17 protein-coding genes, 1 tRNA gene and 2 pseudogenes are annotated in these 18,865 nt (G+C 64.3%); 9 read left to right on the forward strand and 11 right to left on the reverse strand.

The genetic code is table 11. The features are described from left to right. Positions 1 to 378: 378 nt before the first annotated feature. From CWS35_RS26245 to CWS35_RS26255, 3 genes are all read right to left on the reverse strand, one after another. On the reverse strand, positions 379 to 1,014 hold the full coding sequence (locus tag CWS35_RS26245; RefSeq protein WP_024583448.1) for an ATP-dependent Clp protease proteolytic subunit: 636 nt from the start codon (positions 1,012 to 1,014) through the stop codon (positions 379 to 381). A gap of 246 nt (positions 1,015 to 1,260) precedes the next feature. Further along, positions 1,261 to 2,622, reverse strand: a complete 1,362-nt coding sequence (gene tig / locus CWS35_RS26250; RefSeq protein WP_024583447.1) for a trigger factor — start codon at positions 2,620 to 2,622, stop codon at positions 1,261 to 1,263. A 165-nt stretch (positions 2,623 to 2,787) separates the two neighbouring features. Next, a tRNA-Leu gene (locus tag CWS35_RS26255) sits at positions 2,788 to 2,872 on the reverse strand. Positions 2,873 to 3,007: 135 nt separating this feature from the next. On the opposite strand from CWS35_RS26255, the gene CWS35_RS26260 reads away from it, so the two are divergent. From CWS35_RS26260 to CWS35_RS26270, 3 genes and pseudogenes are all read left to right on the forward strand, one after another. Further along, complete coding sequence (locus CWS35_RS26260) at positions 3,008 to 4,345, forward strand: multicopper oxidase family protein (protein ID WP_043855723.1); 1,338 nt, start codon at positions 3,008 to 3,010, stop codon at positions 4,343 to 4,345. 17 nt (positions 4,346 to 4,362) lie between these two features. Beyond that, a complete protein-coding gene (locus CWS35_RS26265) occupies positions 4,363 to 5,448 on the forward strand; it encodes an enolase C-terminal domain-like protein (RefSeq protein ID WP_024583445.1) in 1,086 nt (361 codons plus the stop codon). A gap of 54 nt (positions 5,449 to 5,502) precedes the next feature. Further along, a pseudogene (locus CWS35_RS26270) lies at positions 5,503 to 6,212 on the forward strand (hypothetical protein). Between the two features lie 45 nt (positions 6,213 to 6,257). On the opposite strand, the gene CWS35_RS40700 reads toward CWS35_RS26270, so the two are convergent. Next, positions 6,258 to 6,482, reverse strand: a complete 225-nt coding sequence (locus CWS35_RS40700) for a hypothetical protein (RefSeq protein WP_371682801.1) — start codon at positions 6,480 to 6,482, stop codon at positions 6,258 to 6,260. A 137-nt stretch (positions 6,483 to 6,619) separates the two neighbouring features. Then, positions 6,620 to 7,090 (reverse strand): annotated as a pseudogene (locus CWS35_RS40705) (tetratricopeptide repeat protein); the annotation flags it as partial. Between the two features lie 268 nt (positions 7,091 to 7,358). On the opposite strand from CWS35_RS40705, the gene CWS35_RS26280 reads away from it, so the two are divergent. Beyond that, the gene (locus CWS35_RS26280) at positions 7,359 to 7,700 is read left to right on the forward strand and encodes a hypothetical protein (RefSeq protein ID WP_029879729.1); all 342 of its coding nucleotides are present in this window, start codon (positions 7,359 to 7,361) and stop codon (positions 7,698 to 7,700) included. Between the two features lie 95 nt (positions 7,701 to 7,795). Further along, positions 7,796 to 8,197, forward strand: a complete 402-nt coding sequence (locus CWS35_RS39865) for a hypothetical protein (RefSeq protein ID WP_210202732.1) — start codon at positions 7,796 to 7,798, stop codon at positions 8,195 to 8,197. Between the two features lie 34 nt (positions 8,198 to 8,231). Here the strand turns inward: CWS35_RS39865 and CWS35_RS26290 are convergent, their stop codons facing one another. Continuing rightward, positions 8,232 to 9,173 (reverse strand): LysR family transcriptional regulator, encoded by a 942-nt coding sequence (locus CWS35_RS26290; RefSeq protein ID WP_100954624.1) that lies wholly within the window; start codon positions 9,171 to 9,173, stop codon positions 8,232 to 8,234. A 114-nt stretch (positions 9,174 to 9,287) separates the two neighbouring features. On the opposite strand from CWS35_RS26290, the gene CWS35_RS26295 reads away from it, so the two are divergent. After that, positions 9,288 to 10,115, forward strand: a complete 828-nt coding sequence (locus CWS35_RS26295; RefSeq protein ID WP_100954626.1) for an oxidoreductase — start codon at positions 9,288 to 9,290, stop codon at positions 10,113 to 10,115. A gap of 290 nt (positions 10,116 to 10,405) precedes the next feature. Here the strand turns inward: CWS35_RS26295 and CWS35_RS26305 are convergent, their stop codons facing one another. Then, positions 10,406 to 11,905, reverse strand: a complete 1,500-nt coding sequence (locus CWS35_RS26305; protein WP_100954628.1) for an NAD(P)H-hydrate dehydratase — start codon at positions 11,903 to 11,905, stop codon at positions 10,406 to 10,408. 354 nt (positions 11,906 to 12,259) lie between these two features. On the opposite strand from CWS35_RS26305, the gene CWS35_RS26310 reads away from it, so the two are divergent. Both CWS35_RS26310 and glnA read left to right on the forward strand, forming a co-directional pair. Beyond that, a complete protein-coding gene (locus CWS35_RS26310) occupies positions 12,260 to 12,598 on the forward strand; it encodes a P-II family nitrogen regulator (protein ID WP_011441447.1) in 339 nt (112 codons plus the stop codon). Positions 12,599 to 12,749: 151 nt separating this feature from the next. After that, positions 12,750 to 14,159, forward strand: a complete 1,410-nt coding sequence (gene glnA, locus CWS35_RS26315) for a type I glutamate--ammonia ligase (protein ID WP_024583436.1) — start codon at positions 12,750 to 12,752, stop codon at positions 14,157 to 14,159. Between the two features lie 181 nt (positions 14,160 to 14,340). On the opposite strand, the gene CWS35_RS26320 is transcribed toward glnA, so the two are convergent. Then, positions 14,341 to 14,745 carry a tautomerase family protein gene (locus tag CWS35_RS26320; RefSeq protein ID WP_244442287.1) on the reverse strand — a complete coding sequence of 135 codons (405 nt, stop codon included), beginning with the start codon at positions 14,743 to 14,745 and terminating at the stop codon, positions 14,341 to 14,343. 11 nt (positions 14,746 to 14,756) lie between these two features. Here CWS35_RS26320 and CWS35_RS26325 point away from each other — a divergent pair, with 11 nt between their 5' ends. Then, positions 14,757 to 15,734, forward strand: coding sequence for a GlxA family transcriptional regulator (locus CWS35_RS26325; protein ID WP_100954630.1), 978 nt, complete (start codon positions 14,757 to 14,759; stop codon positions 15,732 to 15,734). A 114-nt stretch (positions 15,735 to 15,848) separates the two neighbouring features. Here CWS35_RS26325 and CWS35_RS26330 read toward each other — a convergent pair whose 3' ends face one another. From CWS35_RS26330 to CWS35_RS26340, 3 genes are all read right to left on the reverse strand, one after another. Next, on the reverse strand, positions 15,849 to 16,916 hold the full coding sequence (locus CWS35_RS26330; protein ID WP_100954632.1) for an ABC transporter substrate-binding protein: 1,068 nt from the start codon (positions 16,914 to 16,916) through the stop codon (positions 15,849 to 15,851). Between the two features lie 93 nt (positions 16,917 to 17,009). Next, the gene (locus tag CWS35_RS26335) at positions 17,010 to 18,068 is read right to left on the reverse strand and encodes a dipeptidase (RefSeq protein ID WP_100954634.1); all 1,059 of its coding nucleotides are present in this window, start codon (positions 18,066 to 18,068) and stop codon (positions 17,010 to 17,012) included. Positions 18,069 to 18,195: 127 nt separating this feature from the next. Then, positions 18,196 to 18,843 carry a glutathione S-transferase family protein gene (locus CWS35_RS26340; protein ID WP_100954636.1) on the reverse strand — a complete coding sequence of 216 codons (648 nt, stop codon included), beginning with the start codon at positions 18,841 to 18,843 and terminating at the stop codon, positions 18,196 to 18,198. Positions 18,844 to 18,865: the final 22 nt, after the last annotated feature.

Genomic DNA, 18,865 nt, shown 5'->3' on the forward strand with positions numbered 1-18,865 from the left:
ATAGAGCAAATTCCGTACCAAAAAAGACCCTACGCAATACTGACCGTGCGAATCACGGTTTATTCGAATCTCCGCGATCTTAGCCGATGCATCACAGCCAACCATGCTGGCACCCGACTATCAAGAATTCGCTAATCGGGGGCCGGCTCAAGACCGTGACAATACCGTGATTTTCCACGATCGCACGCGGAATGCGCGTCGAAATCCACGGAACGTTGCGGGATTACCACGGCGGCCGATGAGCACGAAAGCGGAACTTTCTGTCGTGCGCACGCAGTTACCGGCGGGGGCCGCCGCCCTGCATTGCCGGGTATGTGAGGCGTCAATGTGGAGATCACACCGACGCCTCCAGATGTCGTGTCGGATCAGGCGGCCGTCTCAGGCGGCCTTGGCGCTCGCCGGATCCTCGGGGCGCTTGTCGATGACCTTGTCGACGAGGCCGAACGCCTTGGCATCCTCGGCGGTGAGGAACTTGTCGCGCTCCAGCGCGTCCTCGATCGCCTTGTAGGTCTGGCCGGTGTGCTTCACGTAGATCTCGTTGAGGCGCTTCTTGAGATTCAGGATCTCCTGCGCGTGCAGCATGATGTCGGTGGCCTGGCCCTGGAAGCCGCCCGAGGGCTGGTGCACCATGATGCGGGAATTCGGCAGCGTGAAGCGCATGTCCTTCTCGCCGGCTGCCAGCAGCAGCGAACCCATCGAGGCCGCCTGCCCCGTGCACAGCGTCGACACCGGCGGACGGATGAACTGCATCGTGTCGTAGATCGCAAGGCCCGACGTCACCACGCCGCCCGGCGAGTTGATGTACATCGAGATTTCCTTCTTCGGATTCTCGGCCTCGAGGAACAGCAATTGCGCGACGATCAGCGTCGACATGCCGTCTTCCACCCCACCGGTGACGAAGATGATGCGCTCTTTCAGCAAGCGCGAGAAAATGTCGTAGGCGCGTTCGCCGCGATTGGTCTGCTCGACGACCATCGGCACGAGGTTCATGTAGGTTTCAACGGGATCGCGCATGAAAGAACCCAAGGGTTAGGGGTGATGCAGAACTTGGCTCAGGGCAACTCGGCTCAAAGGCTACTTGGCTAAGGCCGGTCGGCTCAAGGCTTAACCCAGATATGGGCCAATTTCCGGCCGACAAGACCGACACTAGCCAACTGGGCAGGGTCGCAGACGTTGAAGCCGATTCGCCGCGACGCGCCTAGCGAGGGGACCCTCGCCAAGCGCGCTTTCGCGGTTCATCATTAACGCGAGGTGCCGGAATTAGGCGGCAGTCTTCTCGGCGTCTTCATCCTTGAACAGCTCGTCCTTGGTGACCTTCTTCTCGGTCACATTGGCGAGCTCGAGCACGAAGTCGACGACCTTGTCCTCGTAGATCGGGGCGCGGAGCTGGGCCAGCGCCTGGGCGTTGCTGCGGTAGTAGTCCCAGACTTCCTTCTCGCGGCCAGGCGCCTGGCGCGCGCGCTCGATGACGGCGCGCGACACTTCGTCGTCGGTCACGGTGATCTTGTTCTTCTCGCCGATCTCCGACAGCACGAGGCCGAGGCGGACGCGACGGTCGGCGATCTTCTGGTACTCTTCCTTGGCCGCATCCTCGGTGGTGTTCTCGTCGGCAAAGGTCTTGCCGGACGAGTCCATTTCGGCCTTGATCGAGTTCCACATCAGGTTGAACTCTTCGGCGACAAGCGACGGCGGTGCCTCGAATTTGTGGCTCTCGTCGAGGCGGTCGAGCAGCGCGCGCTTGACCTTCTGGCGGGTCGCGCCGGCGAATTCGGCGGTCAGGCGCTCGCGCATCAACTCCTTGAGCTTGTCGAGCGACTCGAGGCCGAGGGTCTTTGCGAACTCGTCGTCGACCGTGATCTCGCCGGGCGCCTCGATCAGCGTCGCGGTGGTCTCGAACTCGGCCGGCTGACCAGCGAGCTTCTCATTGAGGTAGTTCTTCGGGAACGGAACCTTCAGCGTTCGGGTCTCGCCAGAGCCGATGCCGGTCAGCTGCTCCTCGAAGCCCGGGATGAACTGGCCGGCGCCGATCACGACCTGGATGCCCTCGCCGGTGCCGCCCTCGAAGGCCTCACCGTTGATGGTGCCCTTGAAGCTGATGGTGACGCGATCGCCCTTCTCCGCCTTGGCGCCTTCGGCCTTGGCAATGTAGGGACGGCTGCCTTCGGCAACTCGCTTGATGGCATCGTCGACGTCGGCGTCGGCGACATCGACCACCGGCTTCTCGACCGAGAACGACTTGAAATCGGCGAGTTGGATCGGCGGCACCACTTCGATGGCGACGGTGTAGGTCAGGTCGGTCTTGCCCGACAGCAGCTCCTCGACCTGGTCCTTCTCGGTCGGCATCGTGATCTTCGGCTCGCCGGCAAGGCGGAAGCCGCGGTCTTCGAACAACTGCCGGTTGGTGTCGCTGATGGTCTGGTCGATGGTCTCGGCCATGACCGAGCGGCCATAGATCTTCTTCAGATGAGCCACCGGCACCTTGCCGGGACGGAAGCCGTTGAGACGGACCTTGTCCTTGAGGTCGACCAGCTTGGCGCCCGCCTTGGCATCGAGATCGGATGCCGGAACGCTGATCTTGAATTCGTGCTTCAGTCCCTCGTTGAGGGTCTCGGTGACCTGCATGGTATCAATCTTCTTCCGCTTTTGCCGCGGCCCGAGCGGCCGTGGCAGTGTTCAATCTGTGCGACGCTTGAGCCTTGCGGCCTGACGTCTGTGGGTTCGGCGAACCGTCATCCCCTGCGGGGCAAAGGCTCTCCAAGAATTCGTCATGCAAACGCTGTAAGCGCTTGGTGCGGGCGGAGGGACTCGAACCCCCACAACTTTCGTCACTGGAACCTAAATCCAGCGCGTCTACCAGTTCCGCCACGCCCGCGCGAAAAGCATCCAGTCCGGCCGCGATGCCGCGGGCGGCCGGGCTTATAACATGCGCCCACCGGTTCGCAGCAAAAAAATGGCCGCTGGCGACCTCATCCCGCGACCGATCGCGACTGGACAGGTGCACTCGAAAATGGTCCGCATCGGCCCGATGACAAGCCCCGTAGCACGTCCCGAATTTTCCCTCACCCGGCGCGATCTGATGGCCGCCTTCGGCGCCGCGGCGCTTTGCCCCGCCTGGCCCGCCACGGCCCTGGCGCAGGGCCGGACCGCGGTCGCGCTCAAGGCCAGGACCGATGGCATCTCGCTTCGCCCTGGCAGCGGACCGGAAACCCCGGTCTGGTCGCTCGGAAATGGCGAGCTCCGCTTCAAGCGCGGCGAGGTTCTGGACGTGACCTTTGGCAACGAATTGCCGGTCGCGGCCACGCTGGATTGCCGTGGGCTCGATGGCGTCCCCGCCGCCGAGCCGCTGACGTCCCGGGCGCCGCTCGCGACCGGGGCAACGGACAGCTTCCAGCTCCCGCTCCGGCATGCCGGTACCTTCCTGTGCGCACCGCTGGTCAGCGACGATGCTTCGGCGCCAACCCGCCCGCGGCCGCTGATCGTTACCGGTACGTCGCCGGTCGCGATCGACCGGGACGAGGTCCTGCTGATCGAGGAGTGGCGCCTGCGGTCGGACGTAACCGCGATCCCGCCCGGAAACGATCCGAAAGATTCGACGCCGATTCATACAATTAACGGCAAAACCTCATACGATATCTCGGCACCGGGCAACGCCCGCCTCAGACTCCGCTTTATCAATGGCAGCCAACGCAGCGTGCTGGCGGTCAAACTGGAGAATCTCGAGGTCCGCGTGATGGCCATCGACGGCCAGCCGGCCGAACCGTTCCCCGCCCGCAATGGTGCGCTGATACTGGCGCCGGGAAGCCGCACCGACGTCTTTGTCGACGCCGTGGGGCCGGCGGGAACGACCTTTGCGATCCTGTTGCACGACGGCAAGCAGGCCCACCCGGTCGGCAAACTCGTCGTCTCGAACGAGCCGCCGCTCCGGGCGGCGGCGTTCCCGCCGGCGCCGCCGCTTCCGGGCAACGACATGCCCGCCCAGATCGATCTGAAAAATGCCACGCGATTCGATCTGGCACTCGGCGCACCGGCCGAATGGTTCCGCACAGCCGATTTCAAGCCATCCGTCGCCCCGGCGTTTCAGGCCAAGGCCGGCCGGGCGGTGGTGCTGGCCCTGACCAACCGCGGCGCAATGGCCAGCGTGTTTCACCTGCATGGCCATCACTTCCGCCTGCTCGACCGGCTCGACGACGGCTGGAAACCATACTGGCTCGACACACTCGCGGTCGAACCGGGCCAGACCCAGCGGATCGCCTTCCTCGCCGAATATCCTGGCCGCTATCTGATCGAGCAGGTCGCGGCCGACTGGGCGGCACCGCGGCTCCTCCGATGGTACAATGTCCAATAACAAGACGAGGAAACGCCATGAGCCAGACAGTTGCAGCGATCCGCGAAGTCCGTGCGCGAAGCGTCGTCGTGCCGCTCAAGCGCCCCGTGAAGAACGCCTTCGGCGTAATCGATTCCGGCCCGCTGATCCTGATCGATGTCGAGACCGATCAAGGCGTTACCGGCCATAGCTACATCTTCGCCTACAGCAAGCTCACACTTAAGCCACTGGCGTATCTGATCGAGGAGATCGGCCGCGAACTGGTCGGCAAGCCGGTCGCGCCGTTCGATCTGATGAAGGCGATGGATGCCAAATTCCGCCTGCTCGGCTGGCAGGGCCTGGTCGGCATGGCGGTCTCAGGTCTCGACATGGCCTATTGGGACGTGCTCGGCCAGTTCGCCGGCCGTCCGCTGGTCGAATTGCTCGGCGGCTCGGCGAAGCCGATCAAGGCCTATGACAGCTACGGCGTGGTCGACCCTGCCACCGATGAGCGCGCGCTGCGCCGTTCGCTCGACCAGGGCTTTCGCGGCATCAAGATCAAGGGCGGCGACGGCGACGCCGCCAATGACGAGCGCGTCGTGAAGGGCGTACGCGCCCTGCTCGGCCCCGACATCGCGCTGATGATCGACTTCAACCAATCGCTCGATCCGGCGGAAGCGACCCGCCGCATCGCGCGGCTTGCGCCTTACGACCTGCACTGGATCGAAGAGCCGGTGCCGCAGGAGAGCCTGTCCGGACACGCCAAGGTCCGCGAGACCTCGCCGACGCCGATCCAGGCCGGCGAGAACTGGTGGTTCCCGCGCGGCTTCGCCGAAGCCATCGCGGCGGGCGCGTCCGACTTCATCATGCCCGACGTCATGAAGGTCGGCGGCGTCACCGGCTGGATGCAGGTCGCCGGACAGGCCGACGCCGCATCGATCCCGATGTCGAGCCATTTGTTCGCGGAGGTCAGCGCGCATCTGCTCGCGGTGACGCCGACCGCGCATTGGCTCGAATTCCTCGACTTCGCCGGCGCGATCCTGGCGCAGCCCGCAGAGATCAAAGACGGCGCGGTGACCGCCCGCGGTCCCGGCCTCGGCATCACCTGGAACGAGCCTGCGATCGCGAAATACCTGGTGAGCTAGCGCGCTTCACCTTTGCGACGCGTTCATGTAGTCGTCGGGACATCGGAGCGCGCAATGTCCAACAGCAACAAACTGACCCTCAAATTTCGCTGTCCGGCGGAGCTTGAGGGCCTGCTTCCGCCGCCGGTGCCGGCGGCCCAGGGCGTCCCCGACTGGCTCAAGACGATGCCGGCGACGTCCTTCAGCTCGATTAACCAGCACGACGACGACACCATCAAGCGCTGCCCCCCTTCGTCGATGCGATGACCTGCGGGTTCTTGCTGCCGCTGGTATGCGATCTGAGAATCGAGAATGGCGAGATCACCTGGGACCAGGACCTGCCGCCGGGAGGCACGCCCGAGTTTCCGCGTTCACCGATCGGCTTTCACGATCCGGGTCAGGTCAGCGGCACGCCGCTGTTTGAGGCCGGCCGCTTCTTTCTCAAATTCCACAATTTGTGGACCGTCGAAGCCCCGGAAGGCTACGCGATCTACTTCACACATCCGATCAACCGCTTCGACCTGCCCTTCACCACGCTCACCGGCCTGGTCAATTCCGACCTTTATTCCGAGAACTGGGTGCACTTCCCCGCATACTGGCACGACAGGAATTTCAACGGCGTGCTTCCCAGGGGGACGCCGATCGCACAATGCTTTCCGGTCAAGCGCGAGGGCTGGATCGCGCAGGCATCGCCCTTCACGGCGGAAGAGGCCAAACGCGTCGATGAATTCCGCGCCGAGCTGAAACGGCAGCCCAGTCTCTACCGGAGAAATTTCCGGGCCTGACCACGCGGGCTGATCACGGGCGCACCTGCATCAGCCTGCCCCCGCTCATCCGGATTCCACGCCGAAGAATTTCGCCGCCGCATTCTGGTCGAAGAAGAAGCGGCCATGCGACGATGCGGCCATCACGACCGCGGCGCGGCCCAGCAGTTGAGGTTGGCCGCGTGCGACCGCGCGCAGCGCGGCCTCACCGGCATCACGCTCTCCCTGCTCGAGAAGGCTGGTGGCGAGTTGGGCGCGGACCGAGCGATCGTCCGGATACTGCGCGAGCACCTTGCGGAACGCGTCCGAGGCCGCGGCGTAATCCCGTGAAGGATCAGGATGCGGCCGAGCTCATTGAGCACGTCGGGACGATTCGGTGCGCCGTCACGCGCGCTGGTCAGCGCGACCAGCGCCTTTGCGATGTCGCCGTTCCCATGCAACAGGCGGCCGAGGCTGAGCTTGAGATCGACGTCGCCGGGGGCCAGCGCAAGACCGGCCTCGATGATCGTGATCGCTTCCTCGCGCTGGCCGGCCTTGGCCAATTGCCCCGCCAGTTCGTGAAAGGCGGGAAAGTAAGGCGGACGACGCGCGGCAGTGCGGCGAAGCTGCGCGATGCCGTCGGCGACGCGCTCGGCACCGCACAGCAACGCGCCGAGCAGGGTCTCGACCTCGCCGTCATCGCCGCGGCGTGCGATCTTTTCCAGCGGCGCAATCGCCTCGCTTCCCCGACCCTGCCCCATCAGGGCATGCGCCAGCAGCAGCGCGGCGTTCCGGTCGGTGCGGTTCGATTTCAGGATGCCGGCTGCGATCTGCTCCGCCTGCGCGAACTGCCGCGCCCGCAATGCCGACACGCCCTGTTGCAGCGCCTGAGCGAAGAAATTGTTCTGCTTGCCACTCACGAGAAAGCTTTTGAAGGAGCGAAAGAATATCGCGGGCCGTAGCCCGACGGGTCACCGGGCGTCCAGCAACAGTCTCGTGAAAACGTGGCGGCAGGTCAACTGGCCGGGTCCTCGTCGCATCCTTCGCCTGCTCGACCCAGATGCGCATCGAAATCGCGATGCGAGGCCCGTCAGTGCGAGACAAGCGCAACGGGTGATGTATTGTCGGAGCTGATCGGCATGCGGCCGAACCAACCTGACACCATGTGACTCAGAGCGGAGAACCGGGATGGCGCAGTGCATCGTGATCGTTCAATTCGATCTTCCGAAGCGAACCGAAGAACAGGCCATCAAGGGCGGCATGGCGACCGCCCCGACCTATCGAAATCTCGCGACAAAGGGCCTGATCCGCAAGGACTACCTCAACGGAGAGGCCGGCACCGGAGGTGTCTATCTCTGGGAGAGCCGCGCGGCAGCCGAGGCATGGTTCAGCGACGCCAAGATGGCCGAGCTCACCGAACGGTTCGGAGCCCCGCCGCGGCTGACCTGGTACGACACCTATGTCACCGTCGATAACTTGGCGGGCGAGACTCGCGTGAACCAGACCGCGCTGAGCTCGGCCGCGGAATAGAACAGCCTGCGGCAATAAAACGTAACGTGCCGACTGGTCCGAAGTGCTCCAAACTGCCGCGATCGGCTGACGATACGGCAAGGAAGAGCTTTCGAATGTCTCGAACCCCAATCATCACGTTCTGTCTCTCGCTGCTCACGCTGTCGGCATGGGCCACCGGTCCGGCCATAGCGCGAGGAGGCTTCAACCCCAATTGCCACGTGCCCAGGATCAGTCTCTGTCCGGGCTGTACGATCACGGCCAAGATCGTCGTGTTGCAGGATCACGAATGCCGGATCAATTATGGTTCGCTGGGCCCGATGCGCCCGCAAACAATTCTGGTCAGCGCCAAGCATGGGAAGTATCGGGCGGACAACGAAACCAGCACCGCTTACACCCCGAACAAGGGCTTCCTCGGTGACGACTATTTTGAGACGCGATTTTCCTACGAACTGATGAATGGTTCACCGGCTTCAGCAGTGCTCAAGGCCAGCGTCGAAGTGGTGCCGAAGCTGTAGCGGACCGAAGTGAGGATATCCTTGATTTTCGACGTCACGTCTTTTGCGATCGTTGCCGCACGCCGCTTGCCCGGGTAGCCAGTTTCGTCTCCTCCCGGATCATGTCGACAAAGGCACGAAGCCCGGCCGTCATGTGGCGATGCCGCGGATAGTACAGACGCAGGCCGGGAAATGGCGGCGTCCAGGCGTCCAGCACCGCTCGCAACGTTCCGGCGGCGAGATGCCCGGTCACCCAGAAGTCGCTGACGAACGCAAGCCCCACGCCCTCGAGGGCGGCTTCCACCATCAGGCTGTCATTGTCGAGGGTCAGCCTGCCCGGCACATCCAGCGCCATCTGCTCGCCGCCGCGCTTCTCGAACTCCCAGTGATAGAGCTTGCCGCTCGGCATTCGTCTGCGAATGCATTCGTGGGCGAGCAGATCGAGCGGAGACCGCGGCACCGACGAGCGCGCGAAATAGCCGGGCGCGCCGACGACGATGAAGCGCGTGTCCGGACCGCAGGGAATCGCGACCATATCCTGCGGCACGGCTTCGGCGAGCCGGATGCCGGCATCGAACCCTTCCGCGACAATATCGATGGGGCGTCCTTCCATCGTCAACTCGACATTCATGTCGGGATAGCGCCGCATGAATTTCGCAACAACCGGGCGGAGGATCTGGTGCGCTGCGCGCTCCTTCAGGTTGATGCGCAGCGTTCCTGCCGGCGTGTCGCGAAATTCGTTCACATCCTCCATCGCGCCGGCAATCTCGCGCAGCGCGGGACTAACCCTGGCGAGGAAACGCTCCCCCGCTTCCGACAACGCGACGCTGCGCGTCGTCCGATTGATGAGACGCACGCCAAGCCGCTTTTCCAGCCCGGCAATGGCGTGGCTCAACGCCGAGGGTGAGATGCCAAGCTCAGTCGCCGCGGCGCGAAAGCTGCGATGCGTCGCGATCGCGACGACGGCGTTCAACTCGAAAAGGCCAGCATGTTGCATTGTGCGATTATCTGCATCAGGTCATGCCATTTTATGCCGATTATTGCACCAATCAAGCGGACTATATCGAGCCCGCGATCTGGATCGCCAACTTGGATCTGAAGGACATCTCCTATGGCAAAGACTTTCCTCATCACGGGCGTCTCGTCCGGCTTCGGCCGCGCGTTGGCCGAAGCCGCGTTGCGTGACGGCCACGCCGTCGCGGGCACCGTGCGCAACGAGAGCGACAGGCGGAGCTTCGAAGCGCTCGGCGAAGGCGCGCACGCGATCGTTCTCGATGTCACCAACTTCGCGGCGATCGCGCCCGCCGTCGCCGAGGTCGAGAATACGGTCGGCGCGATCGACGTTCTCGTCAACAATGCCGGCTATGGTCACGAGGGCATTCTGGAAGAATCGTCAATCGACGACCTGCGACGCCAGTTCGAGGTCAACGTCTTCGGCGCGGTGGCGATGATTCAGGCGGTGCTGCCTCACATGCGCAAGCGACGCGCCGGGCATGTCCTCAACATCACATCGATGGGCGGGATCATCACGATGCCCGGCCTTAGCTACTATCACGGCAGCAAATTCGCGCTGGAGGGAATCTCCGAAACCCTTGGCAAGGAAGTCAATGACCTCGGCATCAAGGTCACGGCGGTCGAGCCCGGCAGCTTCCGCACCGACTGGGCCGGACGATCGATGGTACGGGCAGAACGATCGATTACAGACTATGACCCCCTCATCGAACCGATCCGCAAACGCCGCATGGAAATGAGTGGCCGGCAGCTTGGCGATCCCACGAAGGCCGCGCAGGCCATGCTGAAACTCGCACTGTCGGCCGATCCGCCCGCGCACCTGCTGCTCGGCAGCGATGCTGTTCGGCTGGTTGAAGACAAGATGAAACTGTTGCAAGCCGAATTCGCTGCGTGGAAGAGCGTTTCGCTTTCCACCGACATTGCCTGAGTAGCATCGGTCGACGCGGCGGTCCGTCATGGCAGGCGTACCGCCGCGTCTCGACGTTAGCTCGCGGCCACCCGGGTCCAGAGATAGCGCGCGTCCGACTCCTTCTCCTCGTTGCGACTGCCATCGGTCTGCTCACCGCGACAAAGCCGCGCGCCTCGTAGAAGCGGCGCGCCCGTGCGTTACGCTGGAAGGTCCAGAGTTGCCGCCGGTCCGCGAGCCAGGGCAGCGCATGATCGAATGCGGCGCGATGCACCCTTGCATCGACGTCCATGTCGGCCAGCGCGAGCCGCCTAATACTCAATGCCGAACTCGTCATAGAGCCGGCGGAACACGGCCGGCAGCACCTCGGTGAGGTCCTCGGCGATCAGACCGGGCCCGGCCTCGCTGGCGCCCTCGCCATGGAGCCAGACGCCGATGCTGGCCGCCTCGAACGCCGCGACGCCCTGCGCCAGGAAGCCCGCGATGATGCCTGACAGCACGTCGCCGGCGCCGGCGGTGGCGAGCCAGGGCGGTGCATTGGCGGCGATGGCGGCGCGGCCGTCGGGCGAGGCGATCACCGTATCGGCGCCCTTCAGCAGCACCACCGCGCCGGAACGCTCCGCCGCCGCGCGCACGCGCTCGAGCTTGGAGCGGCCGGGATATTTGTTGGAGATATCGCTGAACAGCCGCGGAAACTCGCCCTCATGCGGGGTGAGCACCACCCCGAGACCGTCGGATGCCTTGATCGCCTCGAACAGCCGGTCCGGCGAGCCGGCAAAGCTCGTCAGCGCATCGGCGTCGAGCACCAGATGTCGCTGCGCCGTGAGCGCGGTGTGGACGAAGTCGCGGGTGCGCGCGCTGACGCCGGCACCGGGGCCGATCACGCAGGCATTGAGGCGCTTGTCGTCGAGTAGCTCGGCAAATTGGATCGGGTTGTCGACCGGGCGCACCATCACCGCGGTCAGCGCCGCCGCGTTGACCGCAAGCGCATCGCGCGGCGAGACCAGCGTCACGAGACCTGCGCCGGCGCGCAGCGCCGCCCGCGCCGCGAGCCGGGCCGCCCCGGTCGAGGCGAGATCGCCGGACACCACGACAGCGTGACCCCTTGCATATTTGTGGCCATCGATCCGCGGCACCGGGAACGACCAGCGCCAGGCCTGCGGCAGGTTCTCCGTGGTCAGGGGCTTGATCTCGTCGAGCACCTGCGGATCGATGCCGATATCGGCGACGCGCACCCGGCCGCAATAGATCCGGCCCGGCAGCAGCAGATGCGCGGGCTTCTTGCGGAAGAAGGTGACGGTTTCGGTCGCCTGCACGGCCGCGCCCATGACAGCACCTGACGTGCCGTTGACGCCGCTCGGCAGGTCGACCGCCAGCACCGGCGTACCGTTGGTGTTGATGGCCGCGATCATCTCCAGCGGATCGCCCTTCACCGGACGATTGAGGCCGGCACCGAACAGCGCGTCGATGATCAGCGCCGGCTTGCCGAGCGCCTGCGGGTTGAACGGCAGCACCGGATATTTCCAGCCCTTCGCCGCGAGCGCCGCATCGCCCTGTAGGCTGTCGCGCTCGCAGAGCAGGATCACCGAGACCTCCCGACCGCGTGCGGCGAGTTCGGCGGCAGCGACAAAACCGTCACCGCCATTGTTGCCGCGGCCGGCGACCACGACGATCGGCCCCTCCTCGACCAGGTCCATCGCGGCTTCAGCGACCGCCTGACCCGCGCTCATCATCAATGCGAAGCCCGGCGTGCCGGCTGCGATGGTCAGCCGGTCGGCACGCTCCATCTCGGTGGTGGTCAGAACGTCCATGCCGAATCCTCAATCGCTTCGCCTTTTCGAGAGGCAATTCCTGCGACGTTCGCAGAGTTTGTACTGGCCGACTGCATACGGATTGATCTATTTGCCTATTTGTTAGGCGTGGATATCATAGCCTATCTGGTTCGATATCAGCCGACTGCCTGTTAAAAGGCTGATAACATTCCAAAATCGGGGACCTTAACAACTTGGCATAGACCCTGCTTTTGAGGAAGCCGCGCACAACGACCTCCATTCGACCGTTGCGCGTGTGTCCGGCCCGTCGCCGGAAGGCTTACGACCAAACCAGACTGCGCCCCACGCGCATCGAATTCGACCCTGCAAACTGCAATGCCCGGGAGGCGCTCAGTGAAGAAGATTGAAGCCATCATCAAGCCCTTCAAGCTCGACGAGGTCAAAGAAGCGCTCCAGGAAGTCGGACTGCAAGGCATCACCGTGACCGAGGCCAAGGGGTTCGGCCGCCAGAAGGGCCACGCCGAACTCTATCGCGGTGCAGAATACATCGTCGACTTCCTGCCCAAGGTGAAGATCGAGATCGTGATCGGCGACGACCTGGTCGAGAAGGCGATCGACGCGATCCGCCGCGCCGCCCAGACCGGACGGATCGGCGACGGCAAGATCTTCGTCTCCAACATCGAGGAAGCCATCCGCATCCGGACCGGAGAATCCGGGCTGGACGCTATTTGAGGGCGGTGCTATCCGGATTTTCTGACGGCAAAAGAGAAAAAAGGCTGCTTCGGCAGCCTGATTTCGTTTGAGTAGTCACACGAACCCGCCAAAAGCGGGAATAACGTCGCCCACCGCCGGAAACCGACCCGCACATCCATAAGGGGTATTCATGAAGACCGCCAAAGACGTCCTGAAATCGATCAAGGACAACGACGTCAAATACGTCGACCTGCGCTTCACCGATCCGCGCGGCAAGTGGCAGCACGTCACCTTCGACGTCAGCATGATCGACGACGAGATCTTCGCCGAGGGCACGATGTTCGACGGCTCGTCGATCGCCGGCTGGAAGGCGATCAATGAATCCGACATGTGCCTGATGCCCGACCCGGTCACCGCGACGATCGACCCGTTCTTCGCCGAGACCACCATGGTCATCACCTGCGACGTGCTCGAGCCGACCACCGGCGAGCCCTACAACCGCGATCCCCGCGGCATCGCCAAGAAGGCCGAGGCGATGGTGAAGTCGATGGGCGTGGGCGACACCGTGTTCGTCGGCCCCGAGGCCGAGTTCTTCGTGTTCGACGACGTGCGCTATTCGGCCGACCCCTACAACACCGGCTTTCGCCTCGACTCCTCCGAGCTGCCGATCAACTCCTCGACCGAGTATGAAGGCGGCAATCTCGGCCACCGCATCCGCACCAAGGCCGGCTACTTCCCGGTGCCGCCGCAGGACAGCGTGCAGGACATGCGCTCCGAGATGCTCGGCGCGATGGCCAAGATGGGCGTCAAGGTCGAGAAGCACCACCACGAAGTGGCATCCGCCCAGCACGAGCTCGGCATGAAGTTCGACACGCTGACGCTGATGGCCGACCAGATGCAGGTCTACAAATACTGCATCCACCAGGTCGCCCACATCTACGGCAAGACCGCCACCTTCATGCCGAAGCCGGTCTATGGCGATAACGGCTCGGGCATGCACGTGCACCAGTCGATCTGGAAGGACGGCAAACCGACCTTCGCCGGCAACAAGTATGCCGACCTGTCGGAGACCTGCCTGCACTACATCGGCGGCATCATCAAGCACGCCAAGGCGATCAACGCCTTCACCAACCCGTCGACCAACTCCTACAAGCGTCTGGTCCCGGGCTACGAGGCGCCGGTGCTGCTCGCCTACTCCGCGCGCAACCGTTCGGCCTCCTGCCGCATCCCCTACACCGCGAACCCGAAGGCCAAGCGCGTCGAGGTGCGTTTCCCCGACCCGATGGCCAATCCCTATCTCGGCTTCGCCGCGATGCTGATGGCCGGCCTCGACGGCATCAAGAACAAGATCGATCCGGGTCCGGCGATGGACAAGGATCTCTACGACCTGCCGAAGGAAGAGCTGAAGCAGATCCCGACCGTCTGTGGTTCGCTGCGTGAGGCGCTCGAGAGCCTCGACAAGGACCGTGCCTTCCTCAAGAACGGCGGCGTGTTCGATGACGACTTCATCGACGCCTATATCGAGCTGAAGATGACCGAGGTCGCCCGTTTCGAAATGACCCCGCACCCGGTCGAGTTCGAGATGTACTACTCGCTGTAAGCTCAACGGCACTCACGAATGCGAAAGGCGCTTCCACCGGAAGCGCCTTTCGTTTTTGTGCTGGGATATCTGTAGGATGGGTAGAGCGCAGCGAAACCCATCATCTCTGACCTTGCACTGGGCGATGGGTTTCGCTGCGCTCTACCCATCCTACGAAGGTCTTCCTCTGCGACCGTCGCGGCTACACCTTGGCCTTCGCGACCCGTCGGCCGCCGGCGTCGAGTGCACCGAATTTGCCCGCAATCATGTCCGGCGTCGGCATCATGCCGCCGAGCGACCAGCTCGCCGGCTCGCCTTCCTCGATCTTGACCCAGACGTTGCGGCGGAAGTCCGGGTCCCCCTGGCCCTCGACCTCGACCATGAGATCGGTGACGCGTTCGAGCAGTTTCTTCTTCTGTGCCACGTCGAAGATGCCGCGGACGGTGGAAATGGTGATGTAAGGCATGGTCTCTCTCCATTGCTGAGGTGGTGACAACGCAGCGAAGATGGACCAGCGCGGGGCGATCAGGCAGTGGCCGATCAGACAGAGATCGGGCAATATCCGCCATGGCCTGATCGCGCCGATCGGGTAGGATGACGGCAACATCAGGAGGTCCCATGAAGCTTGCGATCCTCGCGCTGGAAGGCTGCATGCAATCGGCAGTCGCCGGCATCGCCGACATCCTCACCCTCGGCAACCATGTGATGGCGCTGCGCGGCGGCAAGGCACGCTTCAGCTGGCAGACGCTCTCGCTTGACGGCAAGGCGGTGCGCGCGGGCGGCGGCAAGCTCGTCGCCGTCGATGGCGCCATCAGCAGGCGGACGAGCTTCGACGCGATCATCGTGCCGGGCAGCCTGGTCGATCACCTCACCGCCGAGCGCCTGCAACCGCAATATGACCGCGCCGGCGCCTGGCTGCGCCAGCAGCACGCCAGCGGCCGGCTGATCGGCGCGTTCTGTAGCGGCGTGCTGCTGCTCGCCAATGCCGGGCTGCTCGACGGCCGCCGCGCCACCATCACCTGGTGGCTGCAAAGCGAACTGCGCCGCCGCCACCCGAGGATCGATCTCGCCAGCGACGCCGTCATCACCCAGGCCGACCGCCTGGTCTGCGCCGCCGGCCCGATGTCGTGGGTCGATCTGCTGCTGCGGCTGATCGAGCTGGTCGAAGGCCCCGAGGTCGCGAAGGTCTGCGCCGACTATGCCGTGATCGACACCGCGCAGCGCACCCAGGCGATCTTCATGCCACTCGGTTACATGCTCGCGCAGGACCCGCTGCTGATCAAGGCGGACATGCTGGTGCGCCGCACCGGCAAGGCGCCGATCACGGTGCGTAGCCTCGCGCAGGCGCTGGGCCTCAGCGAACGCACGCTGAACCGCCGCTTCCGCGAATTGACCCACGAGCCGCCGCAGGCCTTCATCACGCGCCGCCGCGTCGAGCACGCCCGCACGCTGCTGGAGACGACGACGCAGCCGATCAAGACGATCGCCCGCGCCACCGGCTACGAGGACGAGAGCAGCTTTCGCAAGGCCTTTCGCAAGCTCACGCTGACATCGCCGCAAGCCTACCGCGCGCAGCGATCAATGCGCGCGGCGTGAGGGCGCGAGATGAGGATCGCGTAGGATGGGTGAGCGCAGCGAAACCCATCGTCTTCGCTTCGCGATGCCTGGTTGATGGGTTTCGCTGCGCTCTACCCATCCTGCAGTTCAGCACTACACCCGAAACAGCTTCGCGTACTTCGCCTTGATCTCCTCGCTCTGCGCCTGCACCTGGGCCGGATCGGCCTTCAGCATTTTCAGCTTGTCGAGCGGCACGTGGCCGGCTTTCTCCTTCACCTTGGCGTGGAACGAGCGGTGCGCGAACTCGTCGGCCAGCATCTGCTGGGTCTCGGCACTGAAGAAGAAGCTCTGGAACAGCCGCGCCGCGTTCGGGTTCGGCGCGTTCTTGAAGACGCCGCTCGGCACGATGATCAGCGGCGCGCCCTCTGCCGGATACACCACCTCGACCGGCTTGCCCTGGTCCCTGGCCAGTATGAGGTTGTAGTCGTTGCCATCGGCCATGACGGCCCGCTCGCCGAGCAGGATCTTCTTCGGTGGATCGGCGGCCGACTGCACCTGCATCACCCGCTGCTGCGACAGCTTTTCCAGGTACGGCCAGCCGAGATCGCGCGCCAGCACGAAGGTCGCGGTCATGATCGCGCCGGAATAGCCCGGATGACCCTTGACGATCTTGCCACGCCATTTCGGATCGAGCAGGTCGGCGTAGCTCCTCGGCGCCTCCTCGCGCTTCACCTGCTCGGTGTTGTAGCCGATCACCTCGAACCAGGCGCAGGATGTCGCCGACATGCCGTCGGGATCGATCTGGTCGGCGGGAAAATGCTTCGCAACCTCTTCGGGCAGGTAGGCCGCGAGCCAGTCGTTCTTCTTCCAGTCGAGATAATGCGCCGGATCGGTCGAGTTGGCGACGTCGACGGCGTTGATGCCACTACCCTGCTCCTGCGCGATGCGCTGGAAAATCCGTTCGGCGCCGGAGCGCTCGACGCGAACGCTGATGCCCGGATATTTCTGCTCGAAGTCACGCGCCAGACGCTCGGCCGTATTCAGCTCCAGCGCGCTGTAGAACGAGATCTTGCCTTCCTTCTTGGCGGCCGCGATCAGCTCCGGCGTCACGGCTTCGGCGGGCGGCGCCGCGGCGCGCAGCGGTTCGGCAAATACCATGCCGGCTGCGGTCGCGGCCGTCACCTTGAGCCAGTCGCGTCGCGACCATTTGCGGTCCTGCATTCAAAACTCCCTGCCATCGGGCCGTTGACCGGCCGCGCCATTGTTGCGCCAGCATAGCGCGCAGGATCGACCGAGCCAACGGACTGCGACCAATCACCGCCAGCTTTGGCGCAGCATTCGCATCCAGTTGTCGAAGGCGATCTTGCGCAACGTGGCCTCATCGAAGCCGTGCGCGCGCAACGCCTGGATCAGGTTCTGGAGCTGGCTTGCATCCCTGAGCGGGTGCGGCATCGTCGCGCCATCGAAGTCCGATCCCAGCGCGACGTGATCGTCACCCATCCGTTCGACCAGATAGCCGAGATGCGCGACGACCGTCTCGATCGGAATGTCCGGATCGCGGTGTCCGTCCGGGCGCACCTCGGACACGCTGAAATTGAAGCCGACGACGCCACCCGATGCCTTGACGGCATCGAGCTGCCGGTCGGTCAGGTTGCGGGTCGCGGGGCAGATCGCATGCGCGCAGGCGTGAGTGGCCACGATGGGCGCGGTGCTGATCGCCACCAGATCCCAGAAGCCGCGTTCGTTGAGGTGGGCTGCGTCCACCATGATCCCGAGTTCGTTGCAGGCCTTCACCAGCGCCTTCCCGGCATCGGTCAGGCCGGGGCCGGTGTCCGGCGACCGCGGATAGGCGAACGGCACGCCGTGACCGAAGATGTTGGGCCGGCTCCACACCGGACCGAGCGAACGCAGGCCGCGCGAATGGAGCCGCGCCAGCCCGTCCAGATCGGCGTCGATCGCCTCGGCGCCCTCGAGATGCAGCACGATTGCAAACGCCGCATCGCGCCGCGCCGCCTCGATCTCGTCCACGGTCGTCGCAAAGCGAATCCGTCCGTTGGCGCGTCCAACCAGGCGTTCCAGCGCGCTCAACTGGGCATCGATGGTGCGGCGGGCGTAGGCCGCGTCGAGCGGCTCGGCAAGTCGCACCTCGTATCCATCGGCAGTTTGCGAGAAGTCGCCTTGTCGCGGATGTTCTGCCTTGGCGTACATCGCGAACAGGCCACCGACCATGCCGCCTTCCCGGGCGCGCGGCAGATCGAGATGGCCCTCCTCGGAGCGCACGAGAAAATCGCGGCCGCCCTCGCGGTATTCAACGAGGTGCTGGGCCGCGTCATTGTGCCCGTCGAAGATCGCGACTTTGCTGCTTTCCTGCATCACGTCGTTCTCTTATCGCAGCCAGTAGCACGGGTAGAGCACAGCGAAACCGATCATTTTCACCACAGAAAGATTTGATGGGTTTCGCTGCGCTCTACCCATCCTACACAGCCTGTAAGCACCGCCCTCAGTCTGATTTCGCGGTGTTGACCGCCAATTGCGCCGCGAATGCCCGCTGGTAGGCGGGCCGCGCTTCGCCACGGCCGACATAGGCAGCGAGCTTCGGATGCCCGTTGAGCATGCCCGAAGGCTTCAGCCGCAGCAGCACCGACGCCATCATCAGGTCGCTGGCGCTGAACGCACCATCGAGCCAATCGGCATCGCCGAGACGCTCCGAAAGCTGGTCCAACCGCTGCCGGACGCGATCCTTGACCAGCAGCAGGCGCGCCTCGTGCCACGACTTGTCGCGCTCGAACAGCCACGCGGTCGAGAATTCGAGGATCGGCGGCTCCACCGTGTTGAGCGCGGCAAACATCCATGCGATCGCGCGTGCCCGGGCATTCGCATCGTCAGGGAGCAAGCCTTTGTGGCGCTCGGCGAGATGGAGCACGATCGCCCCCGTCTCGAACAGCGCGAGGTCGTCCTCTTGATAGGTGGGGATCTGGCCGAACGGATGAATCGCCAGATGCGCGGGCTCCTTCATCGCGGCAAACGATACGAGACGCACCTCGTAAGGCAGGCCGAGTTCTTCAAGTGCCCACCGCACCCGCGTATCCCGCGCCAATCCCTTGCCGCCATCCGGCGACCGCTCAAAGGCGGTGATGGTGATGGTCATGATTGGCCTCCCCGGCGAACTC

It is taken from the genome of Bradyrhizobium sp. SK17, assembly GCF_002831585.1.
Lineage (GTDB): Bacteria > Pseudomonadota > Alphaproteobacteria > Rhizobiales > Xanthobacteraceae > Bradyrhizobium.

Bases quoted from the DNA above. Each gene is read 5' to 3' on its own strand.
- CWS35_RS26245 (WP_024583448.1), bottom strand. From the start codon at position 1,014: ATGCGCGATCCCGTTGAAACCTACATGAACCTCGTGCCGATGGTCGTC.
- tig (WP_024583447.1), bottom strand. From the start codon at position 2,622: ATGCAGGTCACCGAGACCCTCAACGAGGGACTGAAGCACGAATTCAAG.
- CWS35_RS26260 (WP_043855723.1), top strand. From the start codon at position 3,008: ATGGTCCGCATCGGCCCGATGACAAGCCCCGTAGCACGTCCCGAATTT.
- CWS35_RS26265 (WP_024583445.1), top strand. From the start codon at position 4,363: ATGAGCCAGACAGTTGCAGCGATCCGCGAAGTCCGTGCGCGAAGCGTC.
- CWS35_RS26280 (WP_029879729.1), top strand. From the start codon at position 7,359: ATGGCGCAGTGCATCGTGATCGTTCAATTCGATCTTCCGAAGCGAACC.
- CWS35_RS39865 (WP_210202732.1), top strand. From the start codon at position 7,796: ATGTCTCGAACCCCAATCATCACGTTCTGTCTCTCGCTGCTCACGCTG.
- CWS35_RS26290 (WP_100954624.1), bottom strand. From the start codon at position 9,173: ATGCAACATGCTGGCCTTTTCGAGTTGAACGCCGTCGTCGCGATCGCG.
- CWS35_RS26295 (WP_100954626.1), top strand. From the start codon at position 9,288: ATGGCAAAGACTTTCCTCATCACGGGCGTCTCGTCCGGCTTCGGCCGC.
- CWS35_RS26305 (WP_100954628.1), bottom strand. From the start codon at position 11,905: ATGGACGTTCTGACCACCACCGAGATGGAGCGTGCCGACCGGCTGACC.
- glnA (WP_024583436.1), top strand. From the start codon at position 12,750: ATGAAGACCGCCAAAGACGTCCTGAAATCGATCAAGGACAACGACGTC.
- CWS35_RS26320 (WP_244442287.1), bottom strand. From the start codon at position 14,745: ATGTTGCCGTCATCCTACCCGATCGGCGCGATCAGGCCATGGCGGATA.
- CWS35_RS26325 (WP_100954630.1), top strand. From the start codon at position 14,757: ATGAAGCTTGCGATCCTCGCGCTGGAAGGCTGCATGCAATCGGCAGTC.
- CWS35_RS26330 (WP_100954632.1), bottom strand. From the start codon at position 16,916: ATGCAGGACCGCAAATGGTCGCGACGCGACTGGCTCAAGGTGACGGCC.
- CWS35_RS26335 (WP_100954634.1), bottom strand. From the start codon at position 18,068: ATGCAGGAAAGCAGCAAAGTCGCGATCTTCGACGGGCACAATGACGCG.
- CWS35_RS26340 (WP_100954636.1), bottom strand. From the start codon at position 18,843: ATGACCATCACCATCACCGCCTTTGAGCGGTCGCCGGATGGCGGCAAG.